Source organism: Bradyrhizobium centrosematis (genome assembly GCF_045571495.1).
Taxonomy (GTDB): Bacteria; Pseudomonadota; Alphaproteobacteria; order Rhizobiales; family Xanthobacteraceae; genus Bradyrhizobium; species Bradyrhizobium centrosematis.
In genome coordinates this window covers 113851-131694 of record NZ_CP120703.1, presented here as the reverse complement: position 1 = coordinate 131694, position 17844 = coordinate 113851, and the positions used below count along the sequence as shown (strand labels likewise).

General features: G+C 63.7%; 19 protein-coding genes and 1 tRNA gene. 13 read left to right on the top strand and 7 right to left on the bottom strand.

All coding sequences use genetic code 11. From position 1 onward, the window contains the following. Positions 1–110 precede the first annotated feature (110 nt). Positions 111–917, top strand: a complete 807-nt coding sequence (locus tag P6U31_RS00595) for an undecaprenyl-diphosphate phosphatase (RefSeq protein ID WP_407186380.1) — start codon at positions 111–113, stop codon at positions 915–917. A 58-nt stretch (positions 918–975) separates the two neighbouring features. On the opposite strand, the gene P6U31_RS00590 is transcribed toward P6U31_RS00595, so the two are convergent. After that, positions 976–1941, bottom strand: coding sequence for a complex I NDUFA9 subunit family protein (locus P6U31_RS00590; protein ID WP_407186379.1), 966 nt, complete (start codon positions 1939–1941; stop codon positions 976–978). 151 nt (positions 1942–2092) lie between these two features. Here P6U31_RS00590 and P6U31_RS00585 point away from each other — a divergent pair. The 3 genes from P6U31_RS00585 (at position 2093) to P6U31_RS00575 (ending at position 2876) form a co-directional block, all read left to right on the top strand. Next, positions 2093–2179: transfer RNA gene (locus tag P6U31_RS00585), tRNA-Leu, on the top strand. Between the two features lie 195 nt (positions 2180–2374). Then, a complete protein-coding gene (locus tag P6U31_RS00580; protein ID WP_407186378.1) occupies positions 2375–2584 on the top strand; it encodes an addiction module protein in 210 nt (69 codons plus the stop codon). Further along, entirely contained in the window at positions 2517–2876 is a 360-nt protein-coding gene (locus tag P6U31_RS00575; protein ID WP_407186377.1) for a type II toxin-antitoxin system RelE/ParE family toxin, read from the top strand. Before P6U31_RS00580 ends, P6U31_RS00575 begins: the two co-directional genes overlap by 68 nt. A gap of 81 nt (positions 2877–2957) precedes the next feature. Here P6U31_RS00575 and P6U31_RS00570 read toward each other — a convergent pair whose 3' ends face one another. Further along, on the bottom strand, positions 2958–4229 hold the full coding sequence (locus P6U31_RS00570; RefSeq protein ID WP_407186376.1) for an MFS transporter: 1272 nt from the start codon (positions 4227–4229) through the stop codon (positions 2958–2960). Between the two features lie 272 nt (positions 4230–4501). Here P6U31_RS00570 and P6U31_RS00565 point away from each other — a divergent pair, with 272 nt between their 5' ends. The 9 genes from P6U31_RS00565 to P6U31_RS00525 all read left to right on the top strand — a co-directional run bounded on the left by P6U31_RS00565 (position 4502) and on the right by P6U31_RS00525 (position 13760). Beyond that, complete coding sequence (locus P6U31_RS00565) at positions 4502–5116, top strand: ribonuclease D (protein WP_407186375.1); 615 nt, start codon at positions 4502–4504, stop codon at positions 5114–5116. 187 nt (positions 5117–5303) lie between these two features. After that, entirely contained in the window at positions 5304–6035 is a 732-nt protein-coding gene (gene lptC, locus P6U31_RS00560) for an LPS export ABC transporter periplasmic protein LptC (protein ID WP_407186374.1), read from the top strand. Further along, the gene (locus tag P6U31_RS00555) at positions 6032–6757 is read left to right on the top strand and encodes an LptA/OstA family protein (protein WP_407186373.1); all 726 of its coding nucleotides are present in this window, start codon (positions 6032–6034) and stop codon (positions 6755–6757) included. Before lptC ends, P6U31_RS00555 begins: the two co-directional genes overlap by 4 nt. A 221-nt stretch (positions 6758–6978) precedes the next feature. After that, positions 6979–7998: an LPS export ABC transporter ATP-binding protein gene (lptB, locus tag P6U31_RS00550; protein WP_407186372.1), complete on the top strand. Its 1020-nt coding sequence runs from the start codon at positions 6979–6981 to the stop codon at positions 7996–7998. A 91-nt stretch (positions 7999–8089) separates the two neighbouring features. Further along, positions 8090–9709: an RNA polymerase factor sigma-54 gene (gene rpoN / locus P6U31_RS00545; protein WP_407186371.1), complete on the top strand. Its 1620-nt coding sequence runs from the start codon at positions 8090–8092 to the stop codon at positions 9707–9709. Positions 9710–9790: 81 nt separating this feature from the next. Then, positions 9791–10396 carry a ribosome hibernation-promoting factor, HPF/YfiA family gene (gene hpf / locus P6U31_RS00540; RefSeq protein WP_407186370.1) on the top strand — a complete coding sequence of 202 codons (606 nt, stop codon included), beginning with the start codon at positions 9791–9793 and terminating at the stop codon, positions 10394–10396. A 232-nt stretch (positions 10397–10628) separates the two neighbouring features. Then, a complete protein-coding gene (gene ptsN / locus P6U31_RS00535) occupies positions 10629–11090 on the top strand; it encodes a PTS IIA-like nitrogen regulatory protein PtsN (RefSeq protein ID WP_008141251.1) in 462 nt (153 codons plus the stop codon). A 347-nt stretch (positions 11091–11437) separates the two neighbouring features. Then, positions 11438–12724, top strand: a complete 1287-nt coding sequence (locus P6U31_RS00530) for an O-antigen ligase family protein (RefSeq protein ID WP_407186369.1) — start codon at positions 11438–11440, stop codon at positions 12722–12724. A 13-nt stretch (positions 12725–12737) separates the two neighbouring features. Beyond that, on the top strand, positions 12738–13760 hold the full coding sequence (locus P6U31_RS00525; RefSeq protein WP_407186368.1) for a glycoside hydrolase family 5 protein: 1023 nt from the start codon (positions 12738–12740) through the stop codon (positions 13758–13760). Positions 13761–13941: 181 nt separating this feature from the next. Here the strand turns inward: P6U31_RS00525 and P6U31_RS00520 are convergent, their stop codons facing one another. From P6U31_RS00520 to ugpA, 5 genes are all read right to left on the bottom strand, one after another. Beyond that, the gene (locus P6U31_RS00520; protein ID WP_035704148.1) at positions 13942–14214 is read right to left on the bottom strand and encodes a DUF1150 domain-containing protein; all 273 of its coding nucleotides are present in this window, start codon (positions 14212–14214) and stop codon (positions 13942–13944) included. A 50-nt stretch (positions 14215–14264) separates the two neighbouring features. Beyond that, positions 14265–14690, bottom strand: coding sequence for an Hsp20 family protein (locus P6U31_RS00515; RefSeq protein WP_407115843.1), 426 nt, complete (start codon positions 14688–14690; stop codon positions 14265–14267). A gap of 307 nt (positions 14691–14997) precedes the next feature. Further along, positions 14998–16086 carry a sn-glycerol-3-phosphate import ATP-binding protein UgpC gene (locus tag P6U31_RS00510; protein WP_407186367.1) on the bottom strand — a complete coding sequence of 363 codons (1089 nt, stop codon included), beginning with the start codon at positions 16084–16086 and terminating at the stop codon, positions 14998–15000. A gap of 13 nt (positions 16087–16099) precedes the next feature. Further along, positions 16100–16948 carry a sn-glycerol-3-phosphate ABC transporter permease UgpE gene (gene ugpE / locus P6U31_RS00505; protein WP_407186366.1) on the bottom strand — a complete coding sequence of 283 codons (849 nt, stop codon included), beginning with the start codon at positions 16946–16948 and terminating at the stop codon, positions 16100–16102. Beyond that, positions 16948–17829, bottom strand: a complete 882-nt coding sequence (gene ugpA, locus P6U31_RS00500; protein WP_407186365.1) for a sn-glycerol-3-phosphate ABC transporter permease UgpA — start codon at positions 17827–17829, stop codon at positions 16948–16950. Before ugpA ends, ugpE begins: the two co-directional genes overlap by 1 nt. Positions 17830–17844 lie beyond the last annotated feature (15 nt).

Here is a 17844-nt window from a genome sequence, read left to right as displayed (position 1 = left end):
TAGTCCTTCAAAACCGCGAGGCAAGGGCGTGATTTCGCATTTTGCGATTGCGGCATGGGGGCGAATAGGCGAGAACGGCCCCGCTTTTCAAGCCGAAATGGACCGTAAATATGTCAGACGCAATACGGGCAGTGATCCTCGGCATCATCGAGGGTGTGACCGAGTTCCTTCCCGTGTCCTCGACCGGCCATCTGCTGCTCGCGGAGCGCTTCTTCCATCTCGGCGAAGGCGCCTTCTGGGATTCGTTTACGGTTCTGATCCAGTTGGGCGCGATCCTCGCGATCGTCGGGCTCTACTTCAGGAAGCTCTGGGATGTCGTGATCGGCTTCTTCACCGGCGACAGCTATTCGCGCCGCTTCGTGATCGGTGTGCTGGTGGCGTTCCTGCCGGCCGTGATCGTCGGTCTCGTCGCCGGCAAATACATCAAGAGCGTGCTGTTCAATCCGTGGGTCGTCTGCTTTACGCTGATCGTCGGCGGCGCAATCCTGCTCTGGGTCGACAAGCTCGATCTCAAGCCGCGCGAGCATGACGCCACCAAGTTTCCGCTGCTGATGTATCTCTATATCGGCATCGCGCAGTGCGTGGCGATGATCCCGGGCGTGTCGCGCTCCGGCGCCAGCATCGTCGCTGCGATGCTGCTCGGGGCCGACAAGCGCGCGGCGGCGGAGTTCTCGTTCTTCCTCGCCATCCCCACCATGATCGGCGCGTTCGCCTACGACTTCTACAAGAACCGCGCCGAGATGACGATGGACCACATGGGCATCGTCGCGATCGGCTTCGTCGTGTCGTTCATCACCGCGGTCATCGTCGTGAAGACGTTTCTGACCTACGTCACCCGCCATGGCTTCGTGCTGTTCGCCTGGTGGCGCGTCATCGTCGGCACGCTCGGCCTGATCGCGCTGGCATTGGGGCGATAAACCCGCCCGCGCATTCGACCGCGCACGCAGGGCAAGCCGTCCACGACGAAGATGATGGTTACGCGCTCTTGCGCTGGAACTGGCCGGCGGCGCGGAAACGCCAGAGATATTGCGGGGCGATCGCTTCCAGCGAGTCGGCCTGGATGCCGAGCCCTTCCAGCGTCAGCCCTGCGGCCTTGGCCGCCTCCGACACGACATTGTCGCGCTCGAGCAGCGTGACCTGGTCCGGCGTCAGCTTGAACGCGCCCGGCGCGAATTGCAGGAAGGCGGCCTTGAAGCGGGCGAGGCCGAACGGCAGCGGCACCAGCATCCGCTTGCGGTCGGTGATCTCGAGGATGGCCTCGATGATCTCGCGCATGGTCAGCACTTCCGGTCCGCCGAGCTCGTACGTCGCGCCGGCCTTGGCCTTGCCGTCGACGGCGTCCGCGATGGCGGTGGCGACGTCGCCGACATAGACCGGCTGCATCTTCGTCTCGCCGCCGATCAGCGGCAGCACCGGCGAGATCCGCGCCAGCGCGGCAAAGCGGTTGGTGAACTGGTCCTCGGGCCCGAACATCACGGAGGGGCGGAAGATCGTGGCCGAGGGCACCGCCGCCTGGACCGCCGCTTCGCCGGCCGCCTTGGCCCTGGCATAGCGCGAGGGCGATTCGGCGTCGGCGCCGATCGCCGAGACATGCACCAGCTGGGCTCCGGCTGCCGCCGCCGCCTTGGCCACCGTCTCGGCCCCCCGGGCCTGAACGGCGTCGAAGGTCTGCTCGCCGCCCTCGGCGAGGATGCCGACCAGATTGATCACGACATGCGAATCACGCAGCGCCGCCTCGACCGAGGCCGGATAGCGCAGATTCGCCTGAACGGTGTGGACCTGCCCGACCCGGCCGAGCGGCTGCAGGAAGCCGGCCAGTTCCGGCCGCCGGACCGCGACCCGGATCCGGTAATCGCGCTTGCACAGGGCACGGACCACGCTGCGGCCCAAAAACCCCGATCCGCCGAAAACCGTGACCAGCGTGTCCAGATTCGATGCCATGGGAGCCATTCCTGCGGAAAAGAGTGCGTCTTGTCAGGCTTGTATCGGGCCGGTTTGCGATGCGCAATCGGCATCCCGAACCGCCCTTCAAGCATGAATTGACAACGGCGTCACCGAACCGTAGTAACCGCCTCCGTGCCCCAAACGGCATGCCCAGGTGGTGGAATTGGTAGACGCGCTGGCTTCAGGTGCCAGTGGCTTAACGGCCGTGAAGGTTCGAGTCCTTTCCTGGGCACCATTTTTCCCGCCGATTCCCTGCGAAACGCAATTCGAGGGACGGTGGGTATAATCCGACCAGTTCCAGTGTGGCCAAGTTGGTCATGAATCGTCGGGATCCTGCCCTTTTCGCCGGCCGTCGCAGTAGCGATATTTGTTCTCGACGAGAACACGAAGGTTGTGATCTCGTTGGCAAAAGGCCTAAGGGGTTCGGATCATGGCGACGCTCGACATTAGCCGTTTGACTCCCAAGCAACGGCTCGACCTCATCGGAGAGCTTTGGGATAGCCTCTCCCCCGATGATGTGCTCTTGACCCCGGCGCACGAGGCCGAACTCGATCGTCGGCTTGCGAGTTTTGATGCGGACCGTCGCGACGCGATCCCTTGGGAAGATGTTGACGCTGAGCTTGACCGTCGGTCGCGATAGTGACCCGCCTGCTCTTTACGAAGGCAGCTCGGGCCGACCTCGTCGATGCAGTCAATGGTACAGCACCCATGCTCCGCATGTTGTGCCACAATTTCGCGACGCCTTACGTGCCGCGCTGATCCGGATTGCAGAGCATCCCAAGCAGTTTGCACCGGCCTACAAGGACTTACGCCGCGCTTTGCTGCGCAGGTTCCCTTACATTGTTGTATTTCGCGAAAGGGACGACGCGGTCTACGTCATTGCGATTTTTCACACAAGCCGCGAGCCCTTGGTTTGGCAACGGCGTTCATAGACACGCCGTGATCGAAGATGCTTGAAGTCCGCGCGCCAGCCGGACCACGCTTTTCTCGATTGAGGCGAATTCATAAGCCCCTCACACCACCCTCTTCCCCGCCCTCTCCGCCACCGCCTTCTGCACAAAATACATCGCGACCAGCGTGACGATCGTCGTGGTCACGACGACGTAGCCGATCCGGTCGAAATGGATCAGTGCGCCGTCGGGCGCCTGCACGATGATCGCGCCGGCGAGCACGGAACCCAGCCCGCCGGAGAGCTGCTGCAGCGAGGCGCTGACCGCGCTGAACGAGCCGCGCTGGTCGGGATCGGGGATCGCGGACATCAGCGCCTGCGAGGGGATCATGCGCGAGAAGATGCCGATGAACATCAGCACGTTGACGAGGATCGCGGTCGCCAGCGAGACCTGACCGAGGTTTGTGTAGATCAGCACCATGACCACGGTCATCGCGCAGCCGAACACGAAAGTCGGAAATTTGCCGAAGAAGTCGCTCGCGCGTCCGACCAGCGGTCCGGTGACGATGCTGAACAGGCCGGAGACGAGATAGATCGTCGGCAGATGCGTGATGTCGATGCCGAGATTGTGGACGGTGTAGGCGCTGGAGAACGGCATCAGCATGTAGCCACCGGTCGCCAGCAGCGTCGTGACCAGGAACGCCAGCGTGTAGCGCGGCTGCGCGACGGTCGCGATCAGATGATGGAATGGATTCCTGTCCTGCTTCAGCTTCAGATGCGCATCGACCGGCTCCATGGCGAAAGCGATGACGGCGATCGCGGCGATCGACACGACGACGATCGCGACGAAGCAGAGATGCCAGCTCCAGTGATTGGCGAGGAACAGCCCGGCCGGAATGCCCAGCACCTGGCTCGCGGCGAACGCTGTCTGGATGTAGCCCATCACGCGGCCGCGCAGCTGCAGCGGAAATAGATCGGTGATGATGGCGAGCACCACCGAGCCGATCACGCCGCCGAACAATCCGGTGACGATCCGCCCCATCAGCAGCACGTGGTAGTTCGGCGCCGCCGCGCACAGCATGGTGCCGAGCGTGAAGCCGACATAGAAGAACAGCAAGAGGCGCTTGCGGTCGAAGCGATCGGCGAAGCCGGCGGCCAGCACGCCGGAAATGCCCGCACTGAATGCATAGGCCGACACCGCGACGCCGAATTGCCCGGCCGTGATGCCGAGCGCGGGCATCAGGATGGCGCCCAGCGGCGACATGATGATGAAGTCGAGGATGATCGTGAATTGCGTGAACGCGAGCAGCGCGATGAGGAGCGCCTGATAGCGCGAGAAGCCGCGTTGCTGGTCCCGTCGGTCGGCGATCGGCGCGGCGAGCGTCTGTTCGGTCATTGGCACCTGATTCATGGTGAGGGGCAGGGAGCGGGCAAGACTGGCAGATGGGGTCGGCCGGGACGATGTCCACGGGGTGCAGGGCACAGATTGCGCTGGACTGCGAAGCCCGCGCCGGGTTGTGGGATCCCGGCAACAGCCCGCCGGCCGGGCGCCGCCGCCCCTCGCGCGCAACCTTGCTTGCGCGGCCCGCCGGCAATGGCTACACCGCGGGCAATCCGAATTCGTTATTGTGCCGACGTGACCGATTCGACCCGAGGTTTTGACACGCCATGACCGTACGCCTGCATCGCGGCGACCTGCCCGACCTGTCCCGCTACACCGGAGCGGTGGCGATCGACACTGAGACCATGGGGCTGAACCCGCACCGTGACCGGCTTTGCGTGGTGCAGCTCTCGCCGGGCGACGGCAGCGCCGACGTGGTGCAGATTCCGAAGGGTCACACCGACGCGCCGAACCTGAAGGCGCTGCTGGCCAATCCCGCCATCACCAAAATCTTCCACTTCGCTCGGTTCGACGTCGCGGTGCTGTACCAGACCTTCGGCGTCATGACCGGGCCGATCTATTGCACCAAGATCGCCTCCCGCCTGACCCGCACCTATACCGACCGCCACGGCCTGAAGGACCTCGTGCGCGAGGTGCTCAATGTCGACCTCTCCAAGCAGCAGCAGTCCAGCGACTGGGGTTCCGACAGCCTGAGCGAGCCGCAGCTCGCCTACGCCGCCTCCGACGTGCTGCATCTGCATGCCTTGCGCGAGCGGCTCGATGCCATGCTGGTCCGGGAAGGCCGCGCGGCGCTGGCAAAGGCCTGTTTCGACTTCCTGCCGACCCGTGCCCTGCTCGACCTCCAGGGCTGGGCGGAAGAGGACATTTTCGCGCATTCCTGAGCCCTCGGCCGCCGGCTAGACTTCGGGCTGCGCCCCGTTTCGGACACTTTCCTGCGGCCTGTCCAAGCCTGATCGTCCAGGCCCGATGCCTCCAGCCTGATATGTCCAAGGCTGCATATCGGGGCGGTGACGGGTAGAATGGGGCGCCCTGCAACCCGGCTTGGCGAGCGACACCTCAGGAGCTCAGGTGAATTCGGCCCACAATCCCACCTACGACGCCGCGCTCGCGGCGAAGTTTGCCAGCGCGGCGCGCCACAGCCGCCTGGTGCGGATTCTGCGGGTCTCGGTCCCGGCGACGGTGGTCGTGGCCATGGCCGTGATCGTCTACATCGCCTTCTTCAACAAGTTCAGGATTCCGGAGCTGCCGCTCACCGTCGAGAACATGGTGGTGTCGGGCACCAAGATCACGATGGAATCGCCGCATCTGTCCGGCTTCACCCCGGATCAGCGGCCCTACGAGCTCTGGGCCAAGACGGCGACGCAGGACATCACCGATCCCGATCACGTCGACCTCAAGGACCTGCGCGCGAAAGTGCTGATGGAGGATCAATCGACGCTGCTGCTCGATGCCCGCACCGGCCGCTTCGACAACAAGCAGCAGCAGCTCGATTTGCACAAGGATATCTTCCTGCGCACCTCGACCGGCTACGAGGCGCGGCTGAACTCGGCCTTCGTCGACATGGGCAAGGGCACGGTCTCCTCGGACGAGCGTGTCGACGTCAAGCTGACCAACGGCACGCTGACCGCGGACCGCTTGCGCATCACCGAAGGCGGCGACGTCATCCGCTTCGAAGGCAATGTGGTGATGCATCTGGACAAGCTGGACGACCCCGTCGCCGCGCAGCCTGTGCCGGTCGAGCCTGCGCCGCCGGCGGCGAAGACACGTACGCCTCAGAACAAGTCTGCCAACTCAAGATGATTTTCATGACCAAGCTCCTTTCGCGCAGCGGGTGCGCCATTGTCGGCGCGGCTGCACTTGCAGTCGGCATCGCGCTGCTCGCCGGCAATGCAGCCGTTGCGCAGAGCGCGATGCAGGGCGTGCCCAACGCGATGCAGGGCTTTTCGCAGAACCGCGACCAGCCGATCCAGATCGAGGCCGCCGCGCTCGAGATGCGCGACAAGAAGAAGGAGGCGACCTTCTCCGGCAACGTGAAGGTCGTGCAGGGCGACACCACCATGACCTCGAAGACGCTGGTGGTGTTCTACGAGTCCGGCGGCGACAAGCCGGCCGCGCCGCAGCCCGCGGCGAAGGGCGCGAAATCGGCGCCGATGCAATCGGCGCAGCCGGGTCCGGGCGGCAGCTCCTCGATCAAGCGGCTGGAGGCGCGCGGCAATGTCGTGGTCACCCAGAAGGACCAGGTGGTGACGGGCGAGACCGCCGTGTTCGACACCAAGACCAATCTCATCACCATGCTGGGGGGCGGGGGTCCGGTGGTCCTGACGCAGTGCAAGAACGTGATGCGCGGTGACCGGCTGACGGTCGATATGACGACCGGGGTGTCCCGCGTGGAATCCGACACCGGCCGGGTTCAGGTCCTGCTGCCGCAGGGCGCCGGCAATGATTGCGGTCAGGCGGGACAAGGCGGCAAGCCCGCCGGGGCGCCGCCGCTGCAACTGCCTGGCGCAAGTAAACCGAAATGAATTCAACGGCTTGGTTCGGATGTCGCCGAACCGAGGTTGAAGCTTGGCCGGTGAGACTGTATTTAGCGCACAGGGCTTTCGAAGCGGGGTCCGCCGCTTTTCGGGCGTGTTTCACTGGGCATGAGACATCCCTTCACTCATGCTGCGTCGGCGAATCGAAGGCCGGTGCGGTAGATCACGCGAATTCGCGAAGAATCGTCGCGAAAGGCTAGAAGGCGGGGATGGTCGATCTCTTCAGCATGTTCCGTCGGCGCCCCGCCAAGCGCGGCCGGCCAGGATTTGCGCGTCAGGACATCACCGCGCTCGGTGACAGCGTCGGCGGTCTCGTGACCAGCCCGATCCGGGACGCGCCGCCGATGGCCCGGGACCCGGCGATGCGCGCGCCCGATCAGTTCCAAGCTGACTATCAAGGCGACTACCAGGCCGACTATCAAGCCGGGCCGCGTCCGCAGGCCGTTCACCCCTTGCGGAACACGGCCAAATCCAATGGCACCGGCGGGCCGCAGCTGTTGAAGCGGCCGGGCTTCCTGGCTGTGCATAGCGTGGAAAAGGCGTTCGGCAGCCGCCAGGTGGTGCGCGGCGTCAGCATCTATGTGCGCCGCGGCGAAGCGGTCGGCCTGCTCGGCCCGAACGGCGCCGGCAAGACCACCGTGTTCTACATGATCACCGGCCTGATCAAGGCCGATCGCGGCGCGATCGAGCTCGACGGCCACGACGTCACCAGGCTCCCGATGTATCAGCGCGCGCGGCTCGGGATCGGCTACCTGCCGCAGGAAGCCTCGATCTTCCGCGGCCTCACCGTCGAGCAGAACATCCGCGCCGTACTCGAAGTGGTCGAGCCCTCGCGCAAGAAGCGCGAGCAGCAGCTCGATTCCCTGCTCGACGAATTCAACATCACGCGGCTGCGCAAATCGCCGTCGATCGCGCTGTCCGGCGGCGAGCGGCGCCGCGTCGAGATCGCGCGCGCGCTGGCGACGCGTCCGAACTACATGCTGCTCGACGAGCCCTTCGCCGGCATCGACCCGATCGCGGTCGGAGACATCCAGGACCTCGTCCGCCACCTCACCAATCGCGGCATCGGCGTGCTCATCACCGACCACAATGTGCGCGAGACGCTGGGCCTCACCGATCGCGCCTATATCGTCTATGCCGGGGAAATTTTGACCGAGGGAACCCCGGATGAGATCGTGGCCGATCCGGACGTACGCCGCCTTTACCTTGGCGAGGAATTCCGCCTCTAGCCCGTTTTTGCGTTTCGTCAAGGCGTGTACATCGGGCTCGGACTAGGATAAGCAAAAATCGGACCAATTTTTCGGGAACGGTTCTTGCTTCATGGCACTCACGCAGAGATTAGAGTTCCGGCAGTCGCAGTCGCTGGTGATGACGCCGCAGCTGATGCAGGCGATCAAGCTGCTGCAATTGTCCAATCTCGATCTCACCACCTTCGTGGAAGAGGAGCTGGAGCGTAACCCCCTGCTGGAACGGGCCAGCGACGAGGCTCCCGCGGAAGCCTCGTCCGAGGCCGGCCAGTTCGGCGATGGCGACGAATCCGGCGGCCAGAGCGGCGATGACGGCTTCGGCGGCAGCGCCGAAGGCTTCGAGCCGGGCCAGGAAGAATGGATGAGCAAGGATCTCGGCACCCGCGCCGAGATCGAGCAGACCCTGGACACGGGCCTCGACAACGTCTTCTCCGAGGAACCGGCGGAGGCCGCGGCACGCAACGCCCAGGACGCCGCACCGACCACCTATACCGAATGGGGCGGCGGCGCCTCGGGTGACGAAGACTACAATCTCGAAGCTTTTGTCGCGGCCGAGACAACGCTGTCGGACCATCTCGCCGAGCAGCTCGCGGTGGCCTTCACCGCGCCGGCGCAGCGCATGATCGGCCAGTATCTGATCGACCTCGTCGACGAGGCCGGCTATCTGCCACCCGATCTCGGCCAGGCCGCCGAACGCCTCGGCGCATCGCAGGCCGACGTCGAGGATGTTCTCGCCGTGCTGCAAAAATTCGATCCGCCCGGCGTCTGCGCACGCAATTTGAGTGAGTGCCTCGCGATCCAGCTTCGCGAGCTCGACCGCTACGACCCCGCGATGCAGGCGCTCGTCGAGCATCTCGATCTCCTCGCCAAGCGCGACATCGCGAGCTTGCGCAAGATCTGCGGCGTCGACGACGAGGACATCGCCGACATGATCGGCGAGATCCGCCGCCTCAATCCCAAGCCCGGCATGAAATTCGGCTCGGCGCGTTTGCAGACCATGGTGCCCGATGTCTATGTCCGCCCGGGTCCCGACGGCGGCTGGCATGTCGAGCTCAACAGCGACACCTTGCCGCGCGTGCTGGTCAACCAGACCTACTATTCCGAGCTGTCGAAGAAGATCGGCAAGGATGGCGACAAGTCCTATTTCACCGATGCACTGCAGAACGCGACTTGGCTCGTGCGCGCGCTCGACCAGCGCGCCCGCACCATCCTGAAGGTTGCAACCGAGATCGTGCGCCAGCAGGACGGCTTCTTCACCCACGGCGTCGCGCATTTGCGGCCGCTCAACCTGAAGGCCGTCGCCGACGCCATCCAGATGCATGAATCCACGGTGTCGCGCGTCACCGCCAACAAGTACATGGCGACCAATCGCGGCACGTTCGAATTGAAATATTTCTTTACGGCCTCGATCGCGTCGGCCGACGGGGGCGAAGCGCATTCGGCCGAAGCCGTGCGCCACCACATCAAGCAGCTGATCGATTCGGAAGAGCCCACGGCGATCCTGTCGGACGACACCATCGTGGAACGCTTGCGCGCCTCGGGCATTGATATTGCCCGCCGCACGGTCGCGAAGTACCGCGAAGCCATGCGCATTCCTTCCTCGGTGCAACGCCGCCGCGACAAGCAGAGCGCTCTTGGTAACGTCCTCTCCACCGCATTGTCCGATCGTTCCCGCAACACCGAGCCGGCCTGATTGCGCCGGCCTGAAATCGCGCTACTCTCGGCTCCCTTTGCGACCGGTCCAAGCTAGGCCAGCAAACCAAGCGAGGCATCCATGACCCTCCGGATTTCGGGCAAGAGCATCAGCGTCGGCGAGGCCCTGCGTGGCCGCGTCGCCGACCGTACCGACGAGGTGCTGCGCAAATATTTCGACGGCAATTATTCCGGCCACATCACGCTCAGCAAGGACGGCTTCGGCTTCCGCACCGACTGCGCCCTGCATCTCGATTCGGGGATCACGCTGGAGGCCGATTCGAACGCGCCGGATGCCTATGCCAGCGCCGACCAGGCGTTGCTGATGATCGAGAAGCGGCTGCGCCGCTACAAGAACCGGCTGAAGGACCGCTCCGCGCGCAAGGCCCATGCCGCCTCCGAGGCGATGGCGGCGCTCGACGCCACCAGCTATGTGCTGGAAGCGCCCGGTGAGGGCGAAGAGGAAGTCACCGGCTACAGCCCCGTCATCATCGCCGAGCAAACCACGTCGCTGAAGCGGCTCTCGGTCAGCGAAGCCGTCATGGAACTCGACCTCAGCGGAGCACCCTGCCTGGTATTCCAGCATGGCTCCTCCGGCCGGGTGAACATCATTTACCGCAGGGCGGACGGCAATGTGGGCTGGATCGACCCGCCGGGAGCCAAGGCGGACGGCCAGGCCGGTGGCTAGGCCCGCCAGCCGCCACCCGTACGATCCCGGCCCTTAACAATGACGGGGGCAAAGCCGCACGCGGGAGTTGGCACCGGGATTGCGTTGGAGTAGAAGCCCCCCACATCTGGGGCTTGGCAGGACTTCGGGCTAAGTCCCCCTCCTGCTTCATGTTATTGACGCCGGCCGAGCTTGGTCTATCAAGCTGGCCAAATCGGAAACCTGACGGTTTAATTCACCTCGGAAAGCTTCCATGCCGATTACCGATCTGGTCGCACCCGAGGCGATTCTCCCGGCATTGAAGGTCAACAGCAAGAAACAAGCCTTGCAGGAGCTCGCGGCCAAGGCCGCCGAGCTGACCGGGCAGAACGAGCGCTCGGTGTTCGAGGTGCTGCTGCAGCGGGAGAAGCTCGGCACCACCGCCGTCGGTTATGGCGTTGCCATCCCCCACGGCAAGCTGCCCAAGCTCGAAAAGATCTTTGGCCTGTTCGCACGGCTCGACCGCCCGATCGATTTCGAGGCGATGGACGGCCAGCCGGTCGATCTCGTCTTCCTGCTGCTCGCCCCCGAAGGCGCCGGCGCCGACCACCTCAAGGCGCTCGCCCGCATCGCCCGCCTGCTGCGCGACCAGGACATCGCCAAGAAGCTCCGCGCCTCGCGCGACGCCCAGGCGATCTATTCCGTGCTGGCGCTGCCGCCCGCGACCGCGGCGTAATCTTCCGTCTTCTCGCCTGATCACGGCCCGATCGTGTCTGCCACCTGATTGTGAGGGGCAGCGTCCCGTCATGTCACCTTGATCACAAAGGTAGAAGATACGACAATCTTCCCGCTTGAGACGCACGGCACGTTGGGCGGCGCCAAAATCCGCTGAGAGCCGTTCGAAGCTTTGGACTGAGCGGACGTGACTGGGAATGGAATGACGCCGTTGCGCCTCGCGGCCGCGGTGGGAGAACGGTTCGGGGAATCGGCTCTCGACTGGCAGAAACCCGGCAACAGCGCGCGTGCGAAGGCGCTCGTGGTGCGTCGTGACAAAAGATTCGCGGTGCTTCAGGCGGTCGGCTCATGACCAGCTTGCACACCGACGATTCCGAGGCATACGAGCGCGCGATCCCGACTGCGCCCGGCGCGGTGGAAAAGCTCGCCAGAAACGTGATGCGCGGCTCGATCACGGTCAATGTGATTGCGTCGATGGGTGTCTTCCACCCCGTGCTGCTTCCCGCAGAATGGAGCTATGTGCAACAGGCCGTTGCGCTCCTGATGTGGGTCATCCTGATCTACGCCAGTGCCTTCGTGCGTCCCTGCGTGCGCGTGCAGCCCAATCCGGATTTCATCGCGCTGGTCGCATTCTATGCTCTCGCCGCTGTTTCCGTGCTCTGGACCGGCCTCGCCACTGCGGCAATCATGAAGAGCGCGGCTCTCGTGGTGACGACCTTCGGTGCGTACTGCCTCATCACGCGGATCGACATCGACGAGATCGTCGGAGCGACGGCGCTGGGGCTCTTCGTGTTGGTGGCCGCCTCGGCCTTGTGTGCGGTGTTCGTGCCCGAGATCGGTGTCGATCAGAGCTGGATGCATAACGGCCAGTGGCAAGGGATCTACGAATCGAAGCAGACGCTCGGCTTCATCAGCGCCTACCTGATGTTCTTCGCCTGCTATCAAAAGATGACGGGCCAGCGCTGGATTGTCTTTCTCCTGACATTTCTCCTGGCATCGACATGCGTCATCGCCTCGGAATCCCGTGGGGCCGGCGCCGTCGCGATTGCCGCCGGTGCACTGCTCGTGACCTCGATGTGGTCGATCCGCTGCATGAAGATCTACGCGGTGCTGCCGGTCATCATGTGCATCCTGGCCGCGTTCCTGATCCTGTATTTCTATATCACCGGGTACGATTCCATCCATCTCGGCGACTCGACCATCAACTTGACCGAGCGAACGTTCATTTGGCAGTACGCCATCGGCCATTTCAACGATGCGCCGCTGCTGGGCTTCGGCATCAATGGGTTCTGGACGCGACCGGCGATTTACGACTATTTCAACCAGAACCACGGGTGGGTGCTGGACAATTATCATAGCGGCTACATCGCAGTTGCCATCGAAACGGGATTCCTGGGGTATGTGCTGTTCGTCGCGAGCGTCTATCTGTTCTCGGAAAAGGTCCTGTACTTGATCGCCACGCGGTCGATTGATCGCAGCCACTGCGCTCTCGTCATCGGCTTCGTGGTCCTGAGTTTTCAATCGAATTTCACGGAGACGATGTTCCTGCGTTCGACGATGTTCACCTCGGTGCTTCTCGTCGCCTTCTTCTTCGCGACTTGCAGGCGAGTGCCGCAGCAGGGCCTGCCGCAATGATGGAGCAATCCCGATGAATCGGGTCTGCGCCCGCTGGTCGGTGACTTTCGGTCTCGCCGTAGCGGTATCCATCCTCGCCATCTGCTCTCAAGCTGCTGCAGCCGGCCAGGAGCCGGGACGCGCCTCAGGCGGATTGGGGCGAGGCATCAACATTCTTGGCTATGACGGCATCTGGGAGGGCGGCCGGGATGCGCCGTTTCGACTCGACAATCTCACCGCGATCAGGAACGCCGGCTTTTCGCACGTCCGCATCAACTTCTTCGGCTTCAAGTTCATGGGACCGGCGAATCTGCTGGATGAAGCGGTCTTGAGGCGCCTCGACGCCGTGATCGAGGAAGTGCTCGCCCGGAATCTCGTGCCTGTCCTCGACGAGCACGATACCCATCTATGCCAGCGTGACGTCTCCGGATGCGCCGAGAAATTGAAAGCGTTCTGGACGCAAATCGCCGATCGCTATGCCGGAAGATATCCGGCGCTGGTCTTCGAGGTCCTCAATGAGCCCGGCGGACAGATGACGTCGGCCGGCTGGAACGTTCTTCTCAACGAGTGCCTCGGCATCATCCGCGCCACCAACCCCGGGCGGACGGTCATTGCGGCGGTTCTCAACGTCGATGAGATGCCGGTCGAGGATCTGATCCTTCCGCCCGGCGACCGAAACCTCATCGTCACGCTCCACTATTACGCGCCGATACGCTTCACTCATCAGGGGGCGCCGTGGTCGCCGACCTTCTCGCAGATCGGCCCGCTTGATTGGGGCACGCCGGAGGACCAACGGAAGGCGCGCGCCGATTTCGAGAAGATTCAAAACTGGTCGGAAAGGGAAAAGCGCCCGATCTATCTCGGTGAGTTTGGCGTGTACGAGCGCGCTCCGGCCGAAGCGCGGACGCGATATTTGTCGTTCGTCGCGCGAACCGCGGACCAGCTTGGCTGGGCGTGGGCCTATTGGCAGTTCGACCACGATTTCGCCGCCTTCGATAGCGCGCGTCAAAGCTGGAAGCCGGGCATCCTGCGGGCGCTGATGCGGGATGGACGTTGAAGCGCGATGCGGTCGCGCTGCATTGCGTCCCGGCTACGACGGGCGCAGTCGCTGCGGCCACACCGTCCGTTCCTGCGCTCGCGATGACGGCGCAGACACTTCGTGATCCAAAATGAAAGCGGGCACGCCTTCGCAAGAAGGCATGCCCACTTGAAACTCTCTTCGTGCGACGCGCGCGCGCTTAATGCACGCTCACCGCTTGCAGCTCGTTGCTCCAGGCGTTGGCGATCGCGGCTTCGCGGCTGTCGGTCAGCATGATCGGCGTGCCGTCGGCGGCGTGGAGCGCGAACAGCTTGAGACCCGGCGCAATCTTGGGCGCCTCCGGGAACAGGTCCGGTACGTCCTCGGAACGGATCTGCTTCACATAGGCGATATGGCCTTCGCCGAGGGTTGCCAGCGTCTCCGGAGAGACGTTCTTGGCTTCATATTCGAACGCAACGTGACCTTCACTCATGGTCTCGACTCCTCTGGAACACTAAGCGGTCGAGTCCGCTACTCGTTCCATTATTCGTGCTCATTGATAGCGATTGTCTTAACGATCCGCTCCGGTTCAGGCCGGGCCAGATCGATCGACAACAGCCCGTTCTTCAGATCCGCGCCCAGCACCAGCATCCCCTCCGCCAGCACAAAGGTGCGCTGGAAGTGGCGCGCGGCGATGCCGCGATGGATGTATTGCCGGGTCTTGTCGTCCTGCTGCCGCCCGCGAATGACGAGCTGGTTTTCCTCAATGGTTACATCGAGTTGGTCGCGCGTAAATCCGGCGACCGCCAGCGTGATGCGCAAGCGCTCGGGTTGGCCGTCCGCGCGGTCACACCTCTCGATATTGTAGGGAGGGTAGCCGTCGGCGCCTTTGACGACGCGATCGAGCACGCGCTCAATTTCGTCGAAGCCCAGCAGGAAGGGACTGGAGAGCGTTGGAACACGAGACATAGTTTACAAAGTCCTCGCAGAAGCGACTTTGGTGCATCAGGGCCCGCACGCGGCACCCCTTGATCAGCAATATGGGCATGTTCCCATGTTGGTTCAAGCAGCTAGCCGGGAGGCTGTGGAGGGGCCGGGGCATCCATTCGCGGGTGTCAGCCATGTCCTCGAAGGCTGTCAGCGATGCCGTCCGGGCCGGGCCGCCAAGCCCAGGCGGGACGATTTTCGGCGTCGAATTCCCTAGCGAAAACAGAGCCCCGTCTACTGTGCATGGGGTTGTTTTCGCGGTTTTGATCGACGGGCCCCGCGGAGCCGCTCAGGCTTCGAGCCGCTTCCGGCCATCGCCGCTGAACAGATGCAGCTTGGTCCGTACCGCCGCGACCCGGATTTTTGCGCCGATGGCGGGGGCCTCGGTTCCGGGGATGCGAACGATGACCTCGCCCGGCGGCAGCTCGCCGGGGGTGGCGGCGACGCGCTGGTCTTCCTGCTCGCGCGAGCCGTAGACGAAAGTCTCGGCGCCGACGCGCTCGATCGCTTCGACGGTGAGCGGCAAGGCGACGCCGCCGGCCGGGGTCTGGTCGGTGATGACGAAATCTTCCGGGCGGATGCCGAGGATGCCGGCATCGGCTGCGTTGCTGCCGGCGAGCTGCGACCGGATCTCCTCGGGCCGCGTCGACATCAGGTTCATCGGCGGCGCGCCGATGAAGGAGGCGACGAAGGTGGTCGCCGGCTTCTCGTAGATATCAAGGGGATTGCCGACCTGCTCGACCTGGCCGCCGTTCATCACCACGAGGATGTCGGCGAGCGTCATCGCCTCGAGCTGGTCGTGGGTGACGTAGATCGACGTCGTGTTGAGCCGGCGCTGCAATTTGCGGATCTCGACCCGCATCGCGATGCGCAACTTGGCGTCGAGATTCGACAGCGGTTCGTCGAACAGGAACACCTTCGGCTGCCGCACGATGGCGCGGCCCATGGCGACGCGCTGGCGCTGGCCGCCGGAGAGCTGGCGCGGCTTGCGCTCCAGCATCGCCGACAGCTCGAGCACGCGCGCGGCTTCCTCGACGCGGGTCTTGATCTCGGCCTCGGCCATGCCGCGGTTGCGCAGGCCATAGGCCATGTTGTTGTAGACGCTCATATGCGGATAGAGCGCGTAGTTCTGGAACACCATCGCGATGTCGCGATCGGCGGGCTCGATTCCGTTGACGACGCGGCCGCCGATGTCGATCTCGCCGCCGGTGACGGTTTCGAGGCCCGCAACCATGCGCAGCAAGGTGGACTTGCCGCAGCCGGAGGGGCCGACCAGCACGCAGAACTGTCCGTCGCCGACATCGACGTCGACGCCCTTGATGGCCTCGAAGCCGCCGGGATAGGTCTTGCGGACGTTGCGCAGGGTGACGTTAGCCATGAAAGCTCACTTGTTACTTCTCGGTCTCGACCAGTCCGCGCACGAACAATTTCTGCATGACGACGACGACGAACACCGGCGGCAGCATGGCCAGCACGGCGGTCGCCATCACGATCGGCCATTCGGTCAACGCGTCGGTGGTGGTGATCATCTTTCGGATGCCGATCTGAATGGTCTGCATGTCGTCGCGCGTGGTGATCAGCAGCGGCCAGAGATATTGATTCCAGCCGAGGATGAACAGGATCACGAACAGCGCCGCCATGTTGGTGCGCGACAGCGGCAGCAGCGTATCCCAGAAGAAGCGCAAGGGACCGGCGCCGTCGATGCGCGAGGCTTCCAGCAGCTCGTCCGGCACGGTCATGAAGAACTGGCGGAACAGCAGCGTCGCCGTGGCGGAGGCGATCAGCGGCAGCGACAGGCCCGCGTAGCTGTCGAGCATGTGCAGGTCGGCGACGATCTTGTAGGTCGGATAAATGCGCACCTCGACCGGCAGCATCAACGTGATGAAGATCAGCCAGAAGATCGGCATCCGGAACGGAAAGCGGAAATACACGATGGCATAGGCCGAGATGATCGAGATCGCGATCTTGCCGACCGCGATCATCAGCGCCATCACCAGCGAGTTCAGCATCATGTTGCCGACCGGCTCGCGGGTCGAGCCGCTCGTGCCGACGAAGATCGTCTGGTAATAGGTCTCGAAGAAATGCCCGCCCGGCAGCAGCGACATCTGCCCGTTCGCGATCAGCGCGTTCTCCTGGGTCGAGGCAATGATCGCGATGTAGACGGGGAACGCGACGATCGCGATTCCGATCCAGAGGATGATGTGGGCGACGTAGCGCCGGAAGCCCTCTTCCTCGACCATCAGTACGTCACCTTGCGTTCGACGAAGCGGAACTGGATTCCCGTCAGCACGATGACCATGATCATCAGGATCACCGATTGCGCCGCCGAGCTGCCGAGATTGCCGCCGAGCAGCCCGTCGGAATAGACCTTGTAGACCAGCGTCTCCGTCGACTTGCCGGGCCCGCCGCGGGTCATGGTGTCGATGATGCCGAATGTGTCGAAGAAGGCGTAGACGATGTTGACGACCAGGAGGAAGAAGATGGTCGGCGACAGCAGCGGGAAGGTCACGGTCCAGAACCGCCGCACCGGGCGCGCGCCGTCGATCGCGGCGGCTTCGAGCACGCTTTTCGGGATGCTCTGCAGGCCCGCGAGGAAGAAAAGGAAATTGTAGGAGATCTGCTTCCAGGCGGCGGCGATGATGATCAGCGTTGCGGCCTGATTGCCGTCGAGCAACGGATTCCAGTCGACGCCCAGACCGCGCAGATAGCGCGAGAGCACCCCGAGGGACGGATGGAGCATGAAGATCCAGAGCACGCCGACCACGGGCGGAGCGACCGCATAGGGCCAGATGAGAAGCGTCCGGTAGAGCATCGAGCCGCGCAGCGGCTTGTCCGCCATCACGGCGAGCAGCAGCGCAAAGGACAGCGACGACACGGCGATCGCGAACGAGAAGAAGAAGGTGCGCAGGATCGCTTCGAAGTAAGCGGCATCCCTGAACAGCTCCACGTAATTGTCGAACCAGACGAAGCTGGTCGACAGGCCGAAGGCGTCTTGCAGCAGGAAGGACTGGATCACGGCCTGCAGGGCCGGCCAGTAGAAGAAAATCAGGACGACCGCGAGCTGCGGCGCAACCAGCGCGTAAGGCAACAGTTTGGATTGGAAAATGGCTTGCTTTTGCATGATGCCCCGGAGCGG

Excerpts from the sequence above, each read along its gene's own strand:
- ugpE (WP_407186366.1), bottom strand. The coding sequence starts at position 16,948 with ATGGTCGAGGAAGAGGGCTTCCGGCGCTACGTCGCCCACATCATCCTC.
- lptB (WP_407186372.1), top strand. The coding sequence starts at position 6,979 with ATGGTCGATCTCTTCAGCATGTTCCGTCGGCGCCCCGCCAAGCGCGGC.
- hpf (WP_407186370.1), top strand. The coding sequence starts at position 9,791 with ATGACCCTCCGGATTTCGGGCAAGAGCATCAGCGTCGGCGAGGCCCTG.
- P6U31_RS00590 (WP_407186379.1), bottom strand. The coding sequence starts at position 1,941 with ATGGCATCGAATCTGGACACGCTGGTCACGGTTTTCGGCGGATCGGGG.
- P6U31_RS00580 (WP_407186378.1), top strand. The coding sequence starts at position 2,375 with ATGGCGACGCTCGACATTAGCCGTTTGACTCCCAAGCAACGGCTCGAC.
- P6U31_RS00575 (WP_407186377.1), top strand. The coding sequence starts at position 2,517 with ATGCGGACCGTCGCGACGCGATCCCTTGGGAAGATGTTGACGCTGAGC.
- P6U31_RS00525 (WP_407186368.1), top strand. The coding sequence starts at position 12,738 with ATGAATCGGGTCTGCGCCCGCTGGTCGGTGACTTTCGGTCTCGCCGTA.
- P6U31_RS00565 (WP_407186375.1), top strand. The coding sequence starts at position 4,502 with ATGACCGTACGCCTGCATCGCGGCGACCTGCCCGACCTGTCCCGCTAC.
- ugpA (WP_407186365.1), bottom strand. The coding sequence starts at position 17,829 with ATGCAAAAGCAAGCCATTTTCCAATCCAAACTGTTGCCTTACGCGCTG.
- P6U31_RS00510 (WP_407186367.1), bottom strand. The coding sequence starts at position 16,086 with ATGGCTAACGTCACCCTGCGCAACGTCCGCAAGACCTATCCCGGCGGC.
- P6U31_RS00530 (WP_407186369.1), top strand. The coding sequence starts at position 11,438 with ATGACCAGCTTGCACACCGACGATTCCGAGGCATACGAGCGCGCGATC.
- P6U31_RS00595 (WP_407186380.1), top strand. The coding sequence starts at position 111 with ATGTCAGACGCAATACGGGCAGTGATCCTCGGCATCATCGAGGGTGTG.
- P6U31_RS00520 (WP_035704148.1), bottom strand. The coding sequence starts at position 14,214 with ATGAGTGAAGGTCACGTTGCGTTCGAATATGAAGCCAAGAACGTCTCT.
- ptsN (WP_008141251.1), top strand. The coding sequence starts at position 10,629 with ATGCCGATTACCGATCTGGTCGCACCCGAGGCGATTCTCCCGGCATTG.
- P6U31_RS00555 (WP_407186373.1), top strand. The coding sequence starts at position 6,032 with ATGATTTTCATGACCAAGCTCCTTTCGCGCAGCGGGTGCGCCATTGTC.
- P6U31_RS00570 (WP_407186376.1), bottom strand. The coding sequence starts at position 4,229 with ATGACCGAACAGACGCTCGCCGCGCCGATCGCCGACCGACGGGACCAG.
- rpoN (WP_407186371.1), top strand. The coding sequence starts at position 8,090 with ATGGCACTCACGCAGAGATTAGAGTTCCGGCAGTCGCAGTCGCTGGTG.
- P6U31_RS00515 (WP_407115843.1), bottom strand. The coding sequence starts at position 14,690 with ATGTCTCGTGTTCCAACGCTCTCCAGTCCCTTCCTGCTGGGCTTCGAC.